The 14,583-nt window shown below is 63.4% G+C and carries 12 protein-coding genes; 2 read left to right on the forward strand and 10 right to left on the reverse strand.

Annotated elements, in window-relative coordinates; genetic code table 11:
- Positions 1-8: 8 nt before the first annotated feature.
- From ACIU1A_RS12380 to cpaB, 10 genes are all read right to left on the reverse strand, one after another.
- Complete coding sequence (locus tag ACIU1A_RS12380) at positions 9-1,184, reverse strand: GGDEF domain-containing protein (RefSeq protein WP_404927406.1); 1,176 nt, start codon at positions 1,182-1,184, stop codon at positions 9-11.
- A gap of 175 nt (positions 1,185-1,359) precedes the next feature.
- The gene (locus tag ACIU1A_RS12385) at positions 1,360-1,830 is read right to left on the reverse strand and encodes a tetratricopeptide repeat protein (protein ID WP_404927407.1); all 471 of its coding nucleotides are present in this window, start codon (positions 1,828-1,830) and stop codon (positions 1,360-1,362) included.
- Positions 1,831-1,991: 161 nt separating this feature from the next.
- Positions 1,992-2,837 (reverse strand): hypothetical protein, encoded by an 846-nt coding sequence (locus ACIU1A_RS12390; RefSeq protein WP_404927408.1) that lies wholly within the window; start codon positions 2,835-2,837, stop codon positions 1,992-1,994.
- A 51-nt stretch (positions 2,838-2,888) separates the two neighbouring features.
- Positions 2,889-3,851, reverse strand: a complete 963-nt coding sequence (locus ACIU1A_RS12395; protein WP_140648880.1) for a type II secretion system F family protein — start codon at positions 3,849-3,851, stop codon at positions 2,889-2,891.
- Between the two features lies 1 nt (position 3,852).
- A complete protein-coding gene (locus tag ACIU1A_RS12400) occupies positions 3,853-4,818 on the reverse strand; it encodes a type II secretion system F family protein (RefSeq protein WP_404927409.1) in 966 nt (321 codons plus the stop codon).
- A 4-nt stretch (positions 4,819-4,822) separates the two neighbouring features.
- Positions 4,823-6,244 (reverse strand): CpaF family protein, encoded by a 1,422-nt coding sequence (locus ACIU1A_RS12405; RefSeq protein ID WP_140495847.1) that lies wholly within the window; start codon positions 6,242-6,244, stop codon positions 4,823-4,825.
- A complete protein-coding gene (locus ACIU1A_RS12410) occupies positions 6,241-7,455 on the reverse strand; it encodes a CpaE family protein (RefSeq protein ID WP_140517031.1) in 1,215 nt (404 codons plus the stop codon). Before ACIU1A_RS12410 ends, ACIU1A_RS12405 begins: the two co-directional genes overlap by 4 nt.
- A 24-nt stretch (positions 7,456-7,479) precedes the next feature.
- Positions 7,480-7,749: a hypothetical protein gene (locus ACIU1A_RS12415; RefSeq protein WP_140517033.1), complete on the reverse strand. Its 270-nt coding sequence runs from the start codon at positions 7,747-7,749 to the stop codon at positions 7,480-7,482.
- Between the two features lie 4 nt (positions 7,750-7,753).
- Positions 7,754-9,133 carry a type II and III secretion system protein family protein gene (locus tag ACIU1A_RS12420; protein ID WP_404927907.1) on the reverse strand — a complete coding sequence of 460 codons (1,380 nt, stop codon included), beginning with the start codon at positions 9,131-9,133 and terminating at the stop codon, positions 7,754-7,756.
- Positions 9,134-9,255: 122 nt separating this feature from the next.
- Positions 9,256-10,182: a Flp pilus assembly protein CpaB gene (cpaB, locus tag ACIU1A_RS12425; protein ID WP_404927410.1), complete on the reverse strand. Its 927-nt coding sequence runs from the start codon at positions 10,180-10,182 to the stop codon at positions 9,256-9,258.
- 235 nt (positions 10,183-10,417) lie between these two features.
- Here cpaB and parE point away from each other — a divergent pair, with 235 nt between their 5' ends.
- Together parE and ACIU1A_RS12435 are read left to right on the forward strand one after the other, a co-directional pair.
- Positions 10,418-12,478 (forward strand): DNA topoisomerase IV subunit B, encoded by a 2,061-nt coding sequence (parE, locus tag ACIU1A_RS12430; RefSeq protein WP_404927411.1) that lies wholly within the window; start codon positions 10,418-10,420, stop codon positions 12,476-12,478.
- Positions 12,479-12,516: 38 nt separating this feature from the next.
- Positions 12,517-14,583 carry an FUSC family protein gene (locus ACIU1A_RS12435; protein WP_404927412.1) on the forward strand — a complete coding sequence of 689 codons (2,067 nt, stop codon included), beginning with the start codon at positions 12,517-12,519 and terminating at the stop codon, positions 14,581-14,583.

Below are 14,583 nucleotides of genomic sequence, written 5' to 3' on the forward strand. Positions count from 1 at the left end.
CTCGCAAACTATGCTGAGCGCAAGGCCGGCTTGATCGGCTCGGCCTTGCCCATCCTTTTGTGGCTGACGACGCAATTGCGGCCCGCGCGCTTGGCGGCATAGAGCGCTGCGTCCGCCTCGGCCAGCACCTCGCCGAGGCTGTTGCCGTTGGCGCCGCCAAAGCCGATGCCTCCGCTGACAGTGCTGCGCAAGGGACCGTGGGAGGTCGCAACGATCTCGGTGCCGAAGGCGACGCCGATCTTGCTTGCGAGCTCGTAAGCCCTCTCGTCGGTCACCCGGGACATGACGATCGCGAATTCCTCGCCGCCGAGACGAAAGGCGTCGACGCCAGTTCTGGCATATTTTCTGATGACTGCGGCGAAGCGGCACAGAACCTGATCCCCCACCGGGTGACCATAGATGTCGTTCGTCTTCTTGAAATGATCGAGGTCGAACATGACGACAGCCATGAACGGACCGAAGGCCCGTTCGCCATGGAGCGACATCAATCCCCGGCGGTTCATCAGCCCGGTCAACGGATCGGTCATCGTCTCGGCCTTCAGCTCGATCTGCGCCTGCAGGTGATGCAGGGAAAGCGTCAATGCGCCGAGACCGGTCATGCAGGCCACGGCCACGACCGAATTCAGGCGTTCGGCCCAGTTATCGGGGGCTGCCCCGAGCGTCCATTGCCCCTTGGCCACCAGGACGACCGCGCAAAGTGCAAACGACACCGCACAGGTGCCGCCCAGGAACGAAACCACCAGCAGGATTTTGCGATCATGACTGCCGTTGAGCCAGAACATGGTTCCGATCGCCGAGAGCAGCACAGTCACCGTTACATAGGTAACGATGAAACCTACCCCGTCGAGACCGAGGGAAGTCACCGCCACGCAGACCGTCATGGCGGCCAATGTCGGCAAAATGGCACGCCGGTAATCCGGCACGCCGAGATACTGCATGGCCGACAGGCAGATGACCAGGAAACCGAGGCTGAGCAGCGCCAGCGCGATCTGGCAAAGCAGCGGATCAGGCTCCTTCGTGTATCGCCAGAACAGGATGACATGCACAACGAGCACGAGAATGCCGCATCCCACCGTCAGCACGAAGCTGGCCCGGGGCGCGGCGAACCAGATCGCGAACATGGTGATGCTGAGGCAGATGCCCGACAGCGCGGCTGCGAGCAGGAGCGAACTGAAATCCAGCATATTGGGCGGGGGTTCCCTGAGCGTCGGCGTTACCGCTGCATTCTAGGTCAACGACAGCCATCAGACATGATTTTCAACGGATCTTCCGGCTGAGACCTTCGGATAGGGTTTACAAAGCGTCGACGCCGAGTGTCCCAAAATCGTCCTCGCGACGATCATGGCCACCAGACAGCCGTCAGCCCTTGTTCAGGAGGGCAAGATTGGCATCGACGACCGTGGGGTCGGCCATGCCGGCCTTGGCTTCGAGCAGCAGCGCCCTTGCCTTTTTCCTGTTGCCGCGCAGCAATTGCGAATAGCCCATATTGTTGACGATCTGCGGCTTGCGCCCGGCGACCTTGAGCAACTGATCGTAGGCACGATCGGCGAAGTCGAAGCGGCCGAGTTCGTCATAGGAAGCGGCGAGGCCCATCCAGGCTTCCGCATTGTCGGCCTTCAACTCGACGGCCTTGCGGAAATGCTGTTCGGCAAGACCGTAATTCGCGTCGCGAAATTGCGCCTTGCCTTCCGCCAGATCGGATGTGCCGACGTTCTTCGCGGCCGGTTGAATGGCGGTGGTTTTGGTGGTGTCGACGCCACTCGTCGTACAACCAGACATCATCAAGACGGCCGCCATCGCGGCCATTGCCGTTAAATTACTGTGACGCATGCCCCTGCCCCATCGCCCGGTTTTTGCCGGGTCGTTCTTCAGGAAACACACTATACCGAAGCAATTAAACTTAGGTGCCGAAACGCCGCCAAAATTAGGCCTTGGGTACACCACCTATTAACCACCAGGCCGCAATGCCTCAATCACGGCCAGCGGCGTTCTCACGGTTCCAGGGCCTTGAGCCCCGCCGGAACCGTATACCGGCTGCCGTCATAGCGCAGCCGGTAGGTTTGGCTCACGGACTTGCCGGGGTGGGACTGGCACTCGCCATTGTTGTCGGGCAACGGATTGTCGGTGTCCGTCCGTTCGACCACCGTGATGTCGTGATAGCCATGATGTTTGGCCGGGCTCATCGCCAGGCTCACCTGACTGGTATGGAAGGATCCGGCGCAATTGGTATCGCCCTCGCCGCCATTGCCGGCCACGACCAGGCCATCGAGAACCATCCGCAGGGCATCGTTGTCGATGGCATAGAGCCGCAGGTCGGTTTCACTGAAAGGGTTAGGCAGCGAATTGTTCGCCATTTCGATGCGCAGGCCGAAGGCGGAGACATCGGGCGCCAGCGCATACCGGCCGGTATCGAGTTCGACCTTGCGGATGGCGATGGCATCATCATTCATCAGCCCGGGCTGCAGCAGACGCTGACGCACCTGCCGGCTCTTCCTGTCGATGACCAGAAGCTCGATATCGCCGGCATGCGCGTAGTCGCTGGGTTGCGAACTGTCCATCAGCGGCACCGCGACCAACAGCAGGGCCTCATGGGCGGGCCAGATCTTGCAGACCAGCCCCGGCGGGTCGCCAAATGCGGACGTCAGGGCGATGCTGGTGTGGGGTTCGAGCGTGAACGAGGCACCGTCAGCGCTCTTGCGGGCCTTGGGATAGGCCTGCTGCACCAGGGCGGCGGCATCGCCGCAATCATCGGCCTCAGCCCAGGCAGGCGACAGACTGGCCGCGGCAAGGCCGAGGACGAGGGCGCGCGACAGCATTCGCATGGACTTCTCACTCATTTGCGGACTTTGCGGATCGCTCAGGCCGGCCTCCCTGAATATCAGCAAATCCTAGTGGCCTGTCATTTTGACGATGATCGGAATGACCGCGATCATCAGCACCACCGGCAGGATGCAAACCACAACCGGCACCGACATCTTGGCCGGCAAGGCATGCGCCTTTTCCTCGGCCAGCGACATACGCTTGTGGCGCATCTCGTCGGAAAAGACGCGCAGCGCCCCCGACAGGCTGGTGCCAAGCTCCTTGGACTGTTGCAGCAGCGTGGCGAAGGAGCGCACCTCGTCCAGGCTCAGGCGGTCGGCGAGCGCCTTCAGTGCATCGTCGAGGCCGCGCCCGGCCCGCAGCTCCAGCGACACGAGCTGCAGGTTCTGGCTGAGCGACGGATAGGTCTTTGCGAGTTCCTTCGAGACGCGCTCGACGCCCGCTTCCATGCTCATGCCGGCATCCGAACAGACGATCATCAGGTCCATGAAATCGGGGAAACCGTTGCGGTATTCGCGCATCTTTTCCCGTATCTTCTGGGTCAGCACCAGCCCTGGCAGGAAATAGCCGGCCACGCCCGACAACACGACGAAGGCCCAGCGGCTGGTCACCGTGGCGTCAGGACTGGCCATCCAGCGGTTGAGCACGAAGACGGCGAGCGCGATGCCCACCATCGCCGTAAAACGGATGAGGAAGAACATGCCGACGGCGCGCGGCTCCATGTAGCCCGCCTGGATGAGTTTCAAGCGCAGGCGGGCGACATTTTCAGGATCGCTCTTGGCGTAGAATTCCTGCGCCTTCTTCACCGCCTTCTCGCGAACGACACCGGTATTCTTCTTCTGGGCCGGTTCCGGCCTGGCGGCCACTGGACCCTCGTCGACCTTGAGTCTGCGCCTGACTTCGTTGCGATCGCCCTTTGCCACCACCATCGGCCAAGCAAAAGCGGCAGCGCCCACGGCCAGCAGCAGGACAGCCACCGGCATCAGCGAGGTCGGCGCGAGCGAGGCGAGGAATTCGACGACCTTCTGCATGTCAGAATTTGAAGTTCGACATTTTGAACATGATCAGATTGCCCAGCATCAGCCAGGTGACCGAGCCACCAACCATGTACCACGTCTTAGGCACGCCCCAGACGTCGCTGTAATACCCAGGCATGAATGCCATGATGGTCGTGAACAGCAGCGCCGGCACGGCCGTCAGGATATAGGCCGACAGACGGCCTTCGGTTGAAATGGCGCGCACCTTGCGGCGCAGCTTGCCGCGTTCGCGGATCGTCGTCGACAGTCCGTCGAGGATTTCGCGCAGATTGCCGCCAGAACTCGTCTGGATCGACACGGCGGTGACGAACAGCGGCAGATCCTCATGGCCGACCCTGTCGAACAGCGAATTCAGCGCCGAAACCAGATCCGAACCAAAGGTCACCTCATCGGCAATCACGCCGAACTCGGTGCCGATCGGGTCGGGCATTTCGCGCGACACCATGGCGATGGCCACCGGCACCGGATGGCCGGCCTTGAGGCCGCGTGTGATCAGTTCCAGCGCTTCCGGCAACTGCATGCCGAACCGCTTCAGCCTGCGCTTGCGCATGGAGCGCATCGCCATCACCGGCAGCACCGGCAGCACCACGACAAACAGAATGGCGCCCATCAGCAGCGGCAAGCCATACCAGATGGCGGCAAGGGCCGCAGCCAGCGCCATCCCCGAAGTGATCATCAGGAACTTCGACAGCGGCATGATCATGCCCGACTGGGCGCGCAGGGCGCGAAAACGGTCAGGCGAGAACAGCGACGTGCCCGCATCGAGACCGCGCTCCTTGCGCAATTGGATCAGCACCTGTTCCTGGCTGATCCTGTTTTCCTGCAGCTTCATGCGCCGGTTGATGGCGGTGCGCCTGTCGCTGCGGCCGGCATAGAGCAGGTAAACGGCCTCGGCGATCATGATGCCGGTCAATGCAGCCCCGGCATAGACGACATAGATCGCGCTGAATCCGTCCAACACCTGGTTACTCCTGCGGCCGGCCGGGTTCGAAATAGCGCCCGGGAAACTCGATGCCCATGGCGCGCAGGTCCTCGAGGAAGCGCGGCCGGATCCCGGTCGCTTCGAAATGGCCGAGGATTGTGCCATCGGCGTCCATGCCGGTACGCACGAAGCGGAAGATCTCCTGCATCTGGATGACGTCGCCTTCCATGCCCGTCACCTCGGCGACGCTCGTCACCTTGCGCTTGCCGTCGGAGAGCCGGGTCAACTGGACGATGATGTCGATGGCGCTGGCGATCTGGCTGCGGATCGACTGCACCGTCATCGGCATGCCGGTCATGCCCAGCATCTGCTCGAGCCGCGAAATGGCATCGCGCGGCGTATTGGCGTGAATGGTGGCCATCGACCCTTCATGGCCGGTGTTCATGGCCTGCAGCATGTCGAAGGCCTCCTCGCCGCGGCACTCGCCGAGGATGACGCGATCGGGCCGCATGCGCAGCGCGTTCTTGACGAGGTCGCGCTGCTTGAGCTCGCCATGGCCTTCGATGTTGGCCGGCCGGGTTTCCATGCGCGCGACATGCGGCTGCTGCAACTGAAGCTCCGCCGCGTCCTCGATGGTGATCAGCCGCTCGTCCTCGGGAATGAAGGCCGACAGCGCGTTGAGCATGGTCGTCTTGCCGGTGCCGGTGCCGCCCGAAATGATCGTCGTCTTGCGGGCATGTACTGCCGCAGCAAGCACTTCGGCCATGTTCTGGGTGATGGCGCCGAATTCGACCAGCCGGTGCAGGCCGAGCTTGTTCTTGGAAAATTTGCGGATCGACACCAGCGGCCCGTCGACCGCGACCGGGCGGATGGCGGCGTTGAAACGCGAGCCGTCCAGCATGCGGGCGTCGACCATCGGCTGCGATTCATCGACGCGGCGGCCGACCGCGGCAACGATTTTGTTTATGATTCTAAGCAGATGCGCCTCATCCTTGAACGGGATGTGGACCTGCTGCAGCTTGCCCTTCTTTTCGACGAAGCAGTTCTGATGGCCGTTGATCAGGATATCGTTGATATCGGGGTCCTTGAGCAGCGGCTCGAGCGGGCCGAGCCCGACCATCTCGTCGACGATGTCGTCGACCAGGGCATCGAGTTCGACGGTGTTGATCGCCATCCGCTCTTCGCGCGTCTTTTCCGACACGAAATCATGCACCTGCCGGCGCATCTCGTCCCTGGGCAGCCGCTCCAGCGCGACAAGATTGATCTCCTCGAGCAGCAACCGGTGGATACGCACGCGCGCATCGAGCACCTTGTTGGCGCTCTTGCCCGGCACGGCTTCGATTTTCGCCGGCAAGACCTTCCGGCTCGTCGGGATGACGACCGCGTGGTGCGCAACCGCCGTCGGCTCGGCGGAGCGCTGCGGACGCGCATCGCGGTTCTGCAAGGTGGAAAAGCGGCTGCTCATCCGGCCTTCCTCTTCAAAAGGCTCTTGCCGAAGCCGAACAGCGATTTCGATTTGCCCGGCGCCGCCGCCACTTCCTCCGGAAGGATGATCCTCTTCAGGTCGTTGACGACGTTGGCATTGGCATCGATCTCGTGCAGCGGCACGCCGCGATCGACGGCCTCGCGCACCAGCCGGTAATTGTTGGCGATGCCGCCGACGAAATGCTCGCCGAGGATTTCCTGGACGTCCGCCTGCTTGATGCCGCTGTCAAACATCTTCTGCTCGAAACGGTTGACGATGACGTTCGGCTTCACTTCCTTGCCGGCGGTCTCGTAGACCGCCTGGATCAGGCGTTGCGTGTGGCGCAGGCACGGTACCGTCATTTCGGCGACGATGTAGAGCTTGTTGGAGCCGAGCAGCACCGTCTCCGTCCACGGAAACCAGGTGCGCGGCATGTCGATGACGACATTGTCGAAATAGGCCGAGACGAGGTCCAGCATCCGCACCACGACATCGGTCTTGAACGATCGCATCTCCGCCGGCTGCGTCGGTGCGGCCAGAACACAAAGTCCGCTGGCATGCTTCGACAGCATCACGTCGAGCAATTGCCTGTCGAGACGCTCCGGCTGGTTCTCGATTTCGGTGATGTCGAAACGCGGCTCCAGGTCGAGATATTCGGCGCAGGCGCCCTGCTGGAAATTGAGGTCCACCACGCAGGTCGAGGCGCCGCGCGTCACTGAATGATGCAGCTGGAACGCGGTCTGCAAAGCCAGCGTCGTGGTGCCGACGCCGCCTGCCGCGGGCATGAAGGTATAGATCTGCGACTCGGTGTTTTCCTCGCGCCCCGGCCCTTGCAGCGCACGCACCACCGAACGCACGAGATCGGCCGTGGTGATCGGCTTGACCAGGAAATCCGCGACCTTGAGCTGCACGAGGATGCGCGCGGCGGCGGCGTTGAACTCCTGGGTGACGACCACGACCGGCGCCTTGCCTTCCAGCCGGCGCATGACGCGTTGCAGCGCATCGATCTCCTCAAGCTTCGCTGCGTCCATATCGACGATGATCGCCCCGAGATCGGCCTCCTGGACCTCGCCGCGAAGTTCGGTGATATTCTTGTCCACCGTCGAGAGCTGGATGATCTCCGAGGCGGCAAACGCCGTCCGGGTGTCCTGCGCGAAGGTTCTGTCCGTCGATATGAGCAGGATTTTCCTGATCTTGATGCCGTTTGCCATTTATTGTCAGCCTGTGATCTCGGATCAATTGTCGGCGCTGGCTTGCGATGCCTTGGCGCTGGCCGCCTGCTCGGCGGTGGCGGGTTCCGTGCTGCCGCGCTGGGCAGGCACGAGAAGCCTGGTGTTCTGGACGCCGTATTTCCAGGGATCGACCATCTGCATGACGGTGTTGGCGGCCTGGGCCTCCCCGGCGCCGCTGGTCACGCCTTCGCTGCGCACATAGTCGTCGCTCGTGCAGCCGGCGGTGAAGCCGGCAAGCAGCAAGGCGACGCTCGAGCTCAAGACCATCCGCATGGCTTCAGTCCTTCGGCAGGTCGAGGAAATGCCCGACTTTGGTGGCGGGAGCGGCACGCGCGGCGCTGCCGTCAGCCAGCGCCAGCGCGCGATTGGTGTCCGACGCCCTCACCTCCTCGGTGTTGTTGAGGAAATAGTCGACATTGCTGGCAGGCTGCGTGCCATCGGTCGGCTCGGCCATTTTCTTCGACGGATCCACCGGCTTGACAAGGTAAGGCGTGACGATGATCACCAGGTCCGTCTCGCGCCGCTGGTAGGATTTCGACGAGAACAGGGCCCCGAGCACCGGCATCTTGCCGAGGCCCGGTATGCGCGAGGTGGTGATGTCGTTCTGCGACTGCAGCAGCCCCGCGATCATGAAGCTCTGGCCGTTCTTCAGGTCGACCGACGTCCTGGCGCGGCGCACGATGAAGCCGGGCACCGAGATGCTGCCGATATTGTAGGAAGCCGACGCGTCGATCGAGGAGACTTCCGGCGCGATGTCGAGGCTGACCAGCCCGTCCTTCAGAACGGTGGGCGTGAAATCCAGGCTGACGCCGTACTTCTTGTAGCTGACGGAAATCTTGCCATTGTCTTCGGAAACCGGGATCGGAAACTCGCCGCCGGCCAGGAAGCTCGCCGTCTCGCCGGACCGGGCGATCAGGTTCGGCTCGGCCAGCCGACGAGCCAGGCCGCGCTCTTCCAGTGCCTTGATGGCGATGTCGATGGAAACGCCGTTCGACAGCAGCTTGCCGATGATCTCGCCGGTCCCCGCCGGCTCAATGGTGCCGGGAGCAATCGTAACGTCGCGTCCGCCCATGCCATAAGCGAAATTGGCACTGTATTTGGCGCCGAGATCCTGCCCCGCCTGGCGGTTGATCTCGACGAAGCGAACATTGAGCTGGACCTGCTGTGAGGACGAGATGTTGACCGAATTGATCACCTCCTCATTGCCGGAGAAGCGGGTAGCGATCTTGTTTGCCTTTTCGGCGGCGACCGCGTCATCCGCCTCGCCCGACAGCACGACGCGGCCATTGGCGGAGCCGACCTTGATCTTGGCGTCCGGCACGCTGGCGCGGATGGTGTCGGCCAACTGGTCGGTATCGAGCGTCACTTCGATGTCTACGGTGCCGACGAGCTGCTTGTTCTCGTCGAACAGGGCGATGCCAGTGGTGCCGAGATTGTTGCCCAGCACATAGAAGGATTTGTCGGTCAGCGGGTTGACGTTGGCGATCTCCGGATCGCCGATGACGATCTGATAGAAGGCCGCGCTCGTCATGATCGTCTTTGGCTTGCCCTTGGCGACCTTGATCGAGGCGTTCTTGGTCGCCGAGACATAGACGATGTCGTTATCCGCCCTGGCCGGGCCGGCGAAGATGCAGGCCGCCGCCATCGTCACCGCCATCGCCACGGCCCGCGCGACGTGCAACCGGCATGCCATTCGATATTGAAGTTGCCTGAACATTGTTCCCGTCCCGTCCGGTCCCCACCGGTCCTGCTCTGGTCCCACTCAGGAACCTGATATTCCTATTTCTGGTCTCGCGCAGGAACCTGATATTCCTCGGCCGTCGTTCCACGCGTCACGATGACCGTCTTGAATTTCGGCTTCTCAGGCTCCTTTGCCATGGCGTCGAACAGCGAGCCGGCCGCGGCCTGCGCCTTGCCCGCCACCGATCCGCCAAAGGAGGAGATGGTGGTGACACCGTCCTTGCCCTCGCCGCCCTCGCTGGCGGAGCGAAGCGACAGCGACAGCGTGCCGACGGTGCGGGCCAGCGCCACTTTCTGCGCGCCTTCGGTGGTCACCTCGATGGTTATGGAATTGGCCACCTGCGGCGTCGTTTGGCGCTCGTCGGCGCCCTGCCCGACGCTCAGCACCTTCGCGCCGGCAACGACGATCTCGGAGGTGATGGTCGAGCCGGCGGCGCCTTGCGCATTCTTGGCCACTTCCTGGATTTCACCGGCATCGCGCGTCAGCACGACATCGACCCGGTCGCCCGGCGTGACGAAGCCGCCGACGCCCGCGATCTCGTCGGTGCGGATCGTGACGGCCCGCATGCCGGGCGTCAGCATGTTGGAGAGCGTGGCGCGGCCATTCGGGCCGGACAGCTTGGTAAGCAGCACCGGTTCATTAACTTCGATCGGCGACAGCACCACGCGGCTGCCGTCCCCGAGCAGTCCATTGATGGTGGCGAAGGCGCCCTGCGGCAGCGAATCCTGCGGCCAGGGGATTTCGTTGAGTTTCGTGCGGTCGAGATCCATGCCGTACCGCAACGGTGCATTCGCCACCACGATTGTCTTGAATTCAACCCTGGGTGCGGCCGGAGCGGTGATCGACGCGGTTTTCTCCTCGGCGTCGGCCCTGGCCTGGCGCTTGACCCAGAAATCGGCGGCAAAGATCGAAATCGCGCCGAAAACGGCGGCGATGCCGATCATCGTTATGGCCTTGCCCCTCACGCCCAAACCCCTGATGCCCGTAGTTTCTTGTTATGTTGGCTCACGCTAGGCGGCATTGTTAAAGAATCAGGAATCTTCTCGCTGGCCATCCGCCCGATTTCCGCCGGCTTGGTTATCGAATGGTTTTAGGATAAGAGGGGGTTAATCCCCGAACGTAACAGGAACCTCCGTCGCTTGGCGCTGAAAAGCGTGGCAGTATCGGCGGGTGATTCGCAGCTTGGGCTCTATGGCAGGCATGGACGACAACAACGATCTTTTCGGCAATCTGGAGAAGCAGCCGCAACCGGTTCGCACACCGGCGCGTCCGCCCGATCCGCTGGTGCAGGCGGCAGCCAAGCGTCCGGCGGCCGCGTCTCGTGACGGCTCAGAGGGTTACAGCGCCGCCGATATCGAGGTGCTCGAAGGCCTGGAGCCGGTGCGGCGCCGTCCGGGCATGTATATTGGCGGCACCGACGACAAGGCCATGCACCATCTGTTCGCCGAGGTCATCGACAACTCGATGGACGAGGCGGTTGCCGGTCATGCCACATTCATCGATGTCGAGCTTTCGGCTGACGGCTTTCTCACCGTCACCGACAATGGCCGCGGCATTCCCGTCGATCCGCATCCGAAGTTCAAGAAGCCGGCGCTCGAAGTGATCATGACGACGCTGCATTCGGGCGGTAAGTTCGATAGCAAGGTCTATGAAACCTCGGGTGGCCTGCACGGCGTCGGCGTCTCCGTGGTCAACGCACTGTCGGATCATCTCGAAGTCGAAGTCGCGCGCGGACGGCAACTTTACCGGCAGCGCTTCTCGCGCGGCATCCCGGTCAGCGGCCTCGAGCACCTTGGCGAAGTTCACAACCGGCGCGGCACCAGGACCCGCTTCCATCCCGACGAGCAGATCTTCGGCAAGGGCGCCGCGTTCGAGCCGGCGCGGCTCTACCGCATGACGCGCTCGAAGGCCTATCTGTTCGGCGGCGTCGAAATCCGCTGGACCTGCGATCCTTCGCTGATCAAGGAAAAGGACACCACTCCGGCCAAGGCCGAATTCCATTTTCCCGGCGGCCTCAAGGACTATCTGAAAGCGTCGCTCGGCGACGAATTCCAGGTGACGCGCGAAATCTTCGCCGGCAAGAGCGACAGGCAAGGCGGCCATGGCTCGCTGGAATGGGCAGTGACCTGGTTCGGCGGCGACGGCTTCATCAACTCCTACTGCAACACCATCCCGACCGGCGAAGGCGGCACCCACGAGGCCGGCTTCCGCAACGTCTTGACGCGCGGCCTGCGCGCCTATGCCGACCTCGTCGGCAACAAGCGCGCCTCGATCGTCACGTCGGAAGACGTCATGATCTCGGCGGCGGGCATGCTGTCGGTGTTCATCCGCGAGCCTGAATTCGTCGGCCAGACCAAGGACAGGCTGGCGACGATCGAGGCGATCCGCATCGTCGAGACGGCGATCCGCGACCCGTTCGACCACTGGCTGGCCGACAATCCGCAGGAAGCCTCGAAGCTGCTCGAATGGGTTATCGCGCGCGCCGACGAGCGGGTACGACGCCGCCAGGAAAAGGAAGTGTCGCGCAAGAGCGCGGTGCGCAAGCTGCGCCTGCCGGGCAAGCTTGCCGACTGCACGCAGAATGCGGCCGCCGGCGCCGAACTCTTCATCGTCGAAGGCGATTCGGCCGGCGGCTCGGCCAAGCAGGCTCGTGACCGCGCCAGCCAGGCGGTGCTGCCGCTGCGCGGCAAGATTCTCAACGTCGCCAGCGCCGGCAACGACAAGCTGGCCGCCAACCAGCAGATTTCCGATCTGATCCAGGCGCTTGGTTGCGGCACGCGGTCGAAATACCGCGACGAGGATCTTCGCTACGACCGCGTCATCATCATGACCGACGCCGACGTCGACGGCGCTCACATCGCCTCGCTGCTGATCACCTTCTTCTACCAGGAGATGCCGAACCTGGTTCGCGGCGGACATCTCTACCTGGCGGTGCCGCCGCTCTATTCGATCCGGCAGGGCGGCAAGGTCGCCTATGCGCGTGACGACGCGCACAAGGACGAATTGCTGCGCACCGAGTTCACCGGGCGCGGCAAGGTCGAGATCGGTCGCTTCAAGGGCCTGGGCGAAATGATGGCCGCGCAGCTCAAGGAGACAACCATGGATCCGAGGAAGCGTACGCTGCTCCGCATCGATGTGATCGATGCCGAGGCCGCCACCAAGGACGCGGTCGATGCGCTGATGGGCACCAAGCCGGAGGCTCGTTTCCGGTTCATCCAGGAACGCGCCGAATTCGCGGAAACGGAAGTGCTGGATATCTGAGCGCAGGCCGGTCGATCAAGGCTTGCGGAGACGCGCGTGTGAGCTGGCAACGGCTGAAAGGCTATTTCGAAGCGGGTCTTGCCGGGCTGACACAGCCGACCCGGTCGGACTGGATCTTCGCCTTGCGCACGGTCTCGGCCGGCCTGATCGCGCTTATGGCCGCCTACGCCCTCAAGCTCGATCACCCGCAATGGGCGATGATGACGGTGTTCATCGTTGCCCAGCCGGTCGCCGGCATGGTGTTGGCGAAAGGCTTTTATCGGTTGCTCGGCACGCTGGCGGGCGGTGTTGCCGCAATTGCCATCACCACTGTCTTCGGCACGAATCCCTGGGTGCTGGTGACGGTGCTTGCCCTATGGATCGGCCTCTGCACCTTCGTCTCGTCGCTGCTGCGTAACCCGGAAGCCTACGGGGCGGCGCTGGCCGGCTATACCGCGATGATCATCGGCTTGCCGGCCTTTGGCCAGCCGCATCTCGTCGTCGACCTCGCGGTCGCGCGCTGTGCCGAGATCGTACTCGGCATTGTCTGCGCCGGCCTGACCAGTCGGCTGATCCTGCCCAAATTAGCCAGCGAGGCCATCATCTCGCGGCTTAAGCGCAGCATTCTCGACCTTGCCACCTATGCCGGCGGCGCCTTTTCCGGCGGCGACACGGCAATGCTTTCCGGCCTGCACCGGAAGCTGGTCGCCGACACCCAGACGCTCGCCGAGATGCGCGCCTACGCCAGGCTGGAGGCCCCGAGCTTCGCGCCGCGCGCCCATCCGGTCCGGCGCACCATCGGACAACTGCTTTCAGCGCTGTCCGCGGCCCGCGCGCTGCATTCACACGCCGCACCGAAGAACGCGGCGCTCATTCCGGTGCGCTCGGAGTTGCAAGCCCTCGTCACTGAAATGGCGGCGACGCCGGGCGCGCTCGACGACACGGCGCCCTGGCTGGCACGGCTCGACGCGATCGGCGCCAAAGCGACGCAGATGCCCGACGCCTTGGCCGACCAGGACGGCGACAGAGTCGGCACCGTCACCCGGCTCACCATCGCCGCCGATTTCGCCGAAGCGCTGAAGCAGACGCTGCGCGGTCTCGACGCCTTGCGTGCGCCCGTCACGCGGCCTTCACGCGAACGCAGCCCCCCGGCGCTGGTTGTACATCGCGACTATCACGGGGCGAGCCGCAACGCGGTCCGCGCGGCACTTGCAACGCTGCTGGTCGCCGCTTTCTGGCTGACGACGAGATGGTCGGAAGCCGCCGGCACGGTCATTCTGGTTGCCGTCGTGTCGAGCTTGTTTGCCGCCCGCCCCGATCCGGTGCGGGTAGCCTGGGGGTTCTTCCAGGGAACGCTGTTGGCTCTGCCCTTTGCCTTTCTCGTCGGCCAGATCGCGCTTCCCGTTTTTCCTGGTTTCGGCTGGTTCATGCTGTTCGTCGTACCGATCCTGGTGCCGGCGGCGCTCGCCATGGCCAATCCCCGCTATGTCGGCGTGGCGACGGCCTTCGCCATCAATTTTCTTGCTTTCCTCAGCCCGCACCAGGCGATGACCTACGACCCGGGCCCGTTCTTCGCCGGCTCGGCCTCGATCCTGGTCGGCATCCTTTTGGCAATCGGCGTCTTCATCATCGTGCTGCCCGCCGACCCATGGCTCGCGGCGCACCGCATCGTGCGGGCCATGCGCGAGGATCTGGCGCGGCTTTGCCTGCACGAGCGCGTGCCGAGGCGTTCGGCCTTCGAGAGCCTCGCCTATGACCGCATCAACCAATTGATGCCGCTGGTGCAGACCAGCGGCAGGAAGGGTGAAGCGGTTCTGGGCGGCAGTGTCGCCGCCGTCACCGTCGGTCTGGAGATCCTGCGGCTGCGTGGCGCACAGCAGGCGCACGCCGTTCCGGCCGAGACGACGCTTTCGATCGCCAACTTCCTGCGTGGACTGGCACGCGAACTGCTCTTCCGCGCCCCGGGCGATCCGCAGACATCCACCATTGCCGTCGCCCGGCAGTATGCCGCCGGCATCGCCCAGCGAAACGCCACTGGTGAAATGCTCCAGATCGCGGCGTCACTACGGATTATCGCGGCGGCGATGGAGGATTTTCCGGATTTTTTTGCCAGGGATAAAGGCTAA

This window comes from Mesorhizobium maamorense, from assembly GCF_044998965.1.
In the GTDB taxonomy this organism is placed as follows: domain Bacteria; phylum Pseudomonadota; class Alphaproteobacteria; order Rhizobiales; family Rhizobiaceae; genus Mesorhizobium.

What these genes read in the sequence shown, in the direction of transcription:
- ACIU1A_RS12405 (WP_140495847.1), bottom strand. Translation starts at nt 6,244, where the DNA reads ATGAGCAGCCGCTTTTCCACCTTGCAGAACCGCGATGCGCGTCCGCAG.
- ACIU1A_RS12390 (WP_404927408.1), bottom strand. Translation starts at nt 2,837, where the DNA reads ATGAGTGAGAAGTCCATGCGAATGCTGTCGCGCGCCCTCGTCCTCGGC.
- ACIU1A_RS12380 (WP_404927406.1), bottom strand. Translation starts at nt 1,184, where the DNA reads ATGCTGGATTTCAGTTCGCTCCTGCTCGCAGCCGCGCTGTCGGGCATC.
- parE (WP_404927411.1), top strand. Translation starts at nt 10,418, where the DNA reads ATGGACGACAACAACGATCTTTTCGGCAATCTGGAGAAGCAGCCGCAA.
- ACIU1A_RS12385 (WP_404927407.1), bottom strand. Translation starts at nt 1,830, where the DNA reads ATGCGTCACAGTAATTTAACGGCAATGGCCGCGATGGCGGCCGTCTTG.
- ACIU1A_RS12410 (WP_140517031.1), bottom strand. Translation starts at nt 7,455, where the DNA reads ATGGCAAACGGCATCAAGATCAGGAAAATCCTGCTCATATCGACGGAC.
- ACIU1A_RS12415 (WP_140517033.1), bottom strand. Translation starts at nt 7,749, where the DNA reads ATGCGGATGGTCTTGAGCTCGAGCGTCGCCTTGCTGCTTGCCGGCTTC.
- ACIU1A_RS12395 (WP_140648880.1), bottom strand. Translation starts at nt 3,851, where the DNA reads ATGCAGAAGGTCGTCGAATTCCTCGCCTCGCTCGCGCCGACCTCGCTG.
- ACIU1A_RS12420 (WP_404927907.1), bottom strand. Translation starts at nt 9,133, where the DNA reads ATGGCGGTGACGATGGCGGCGGCCTGCATCTTCGCCGGCCCGGCCAGG.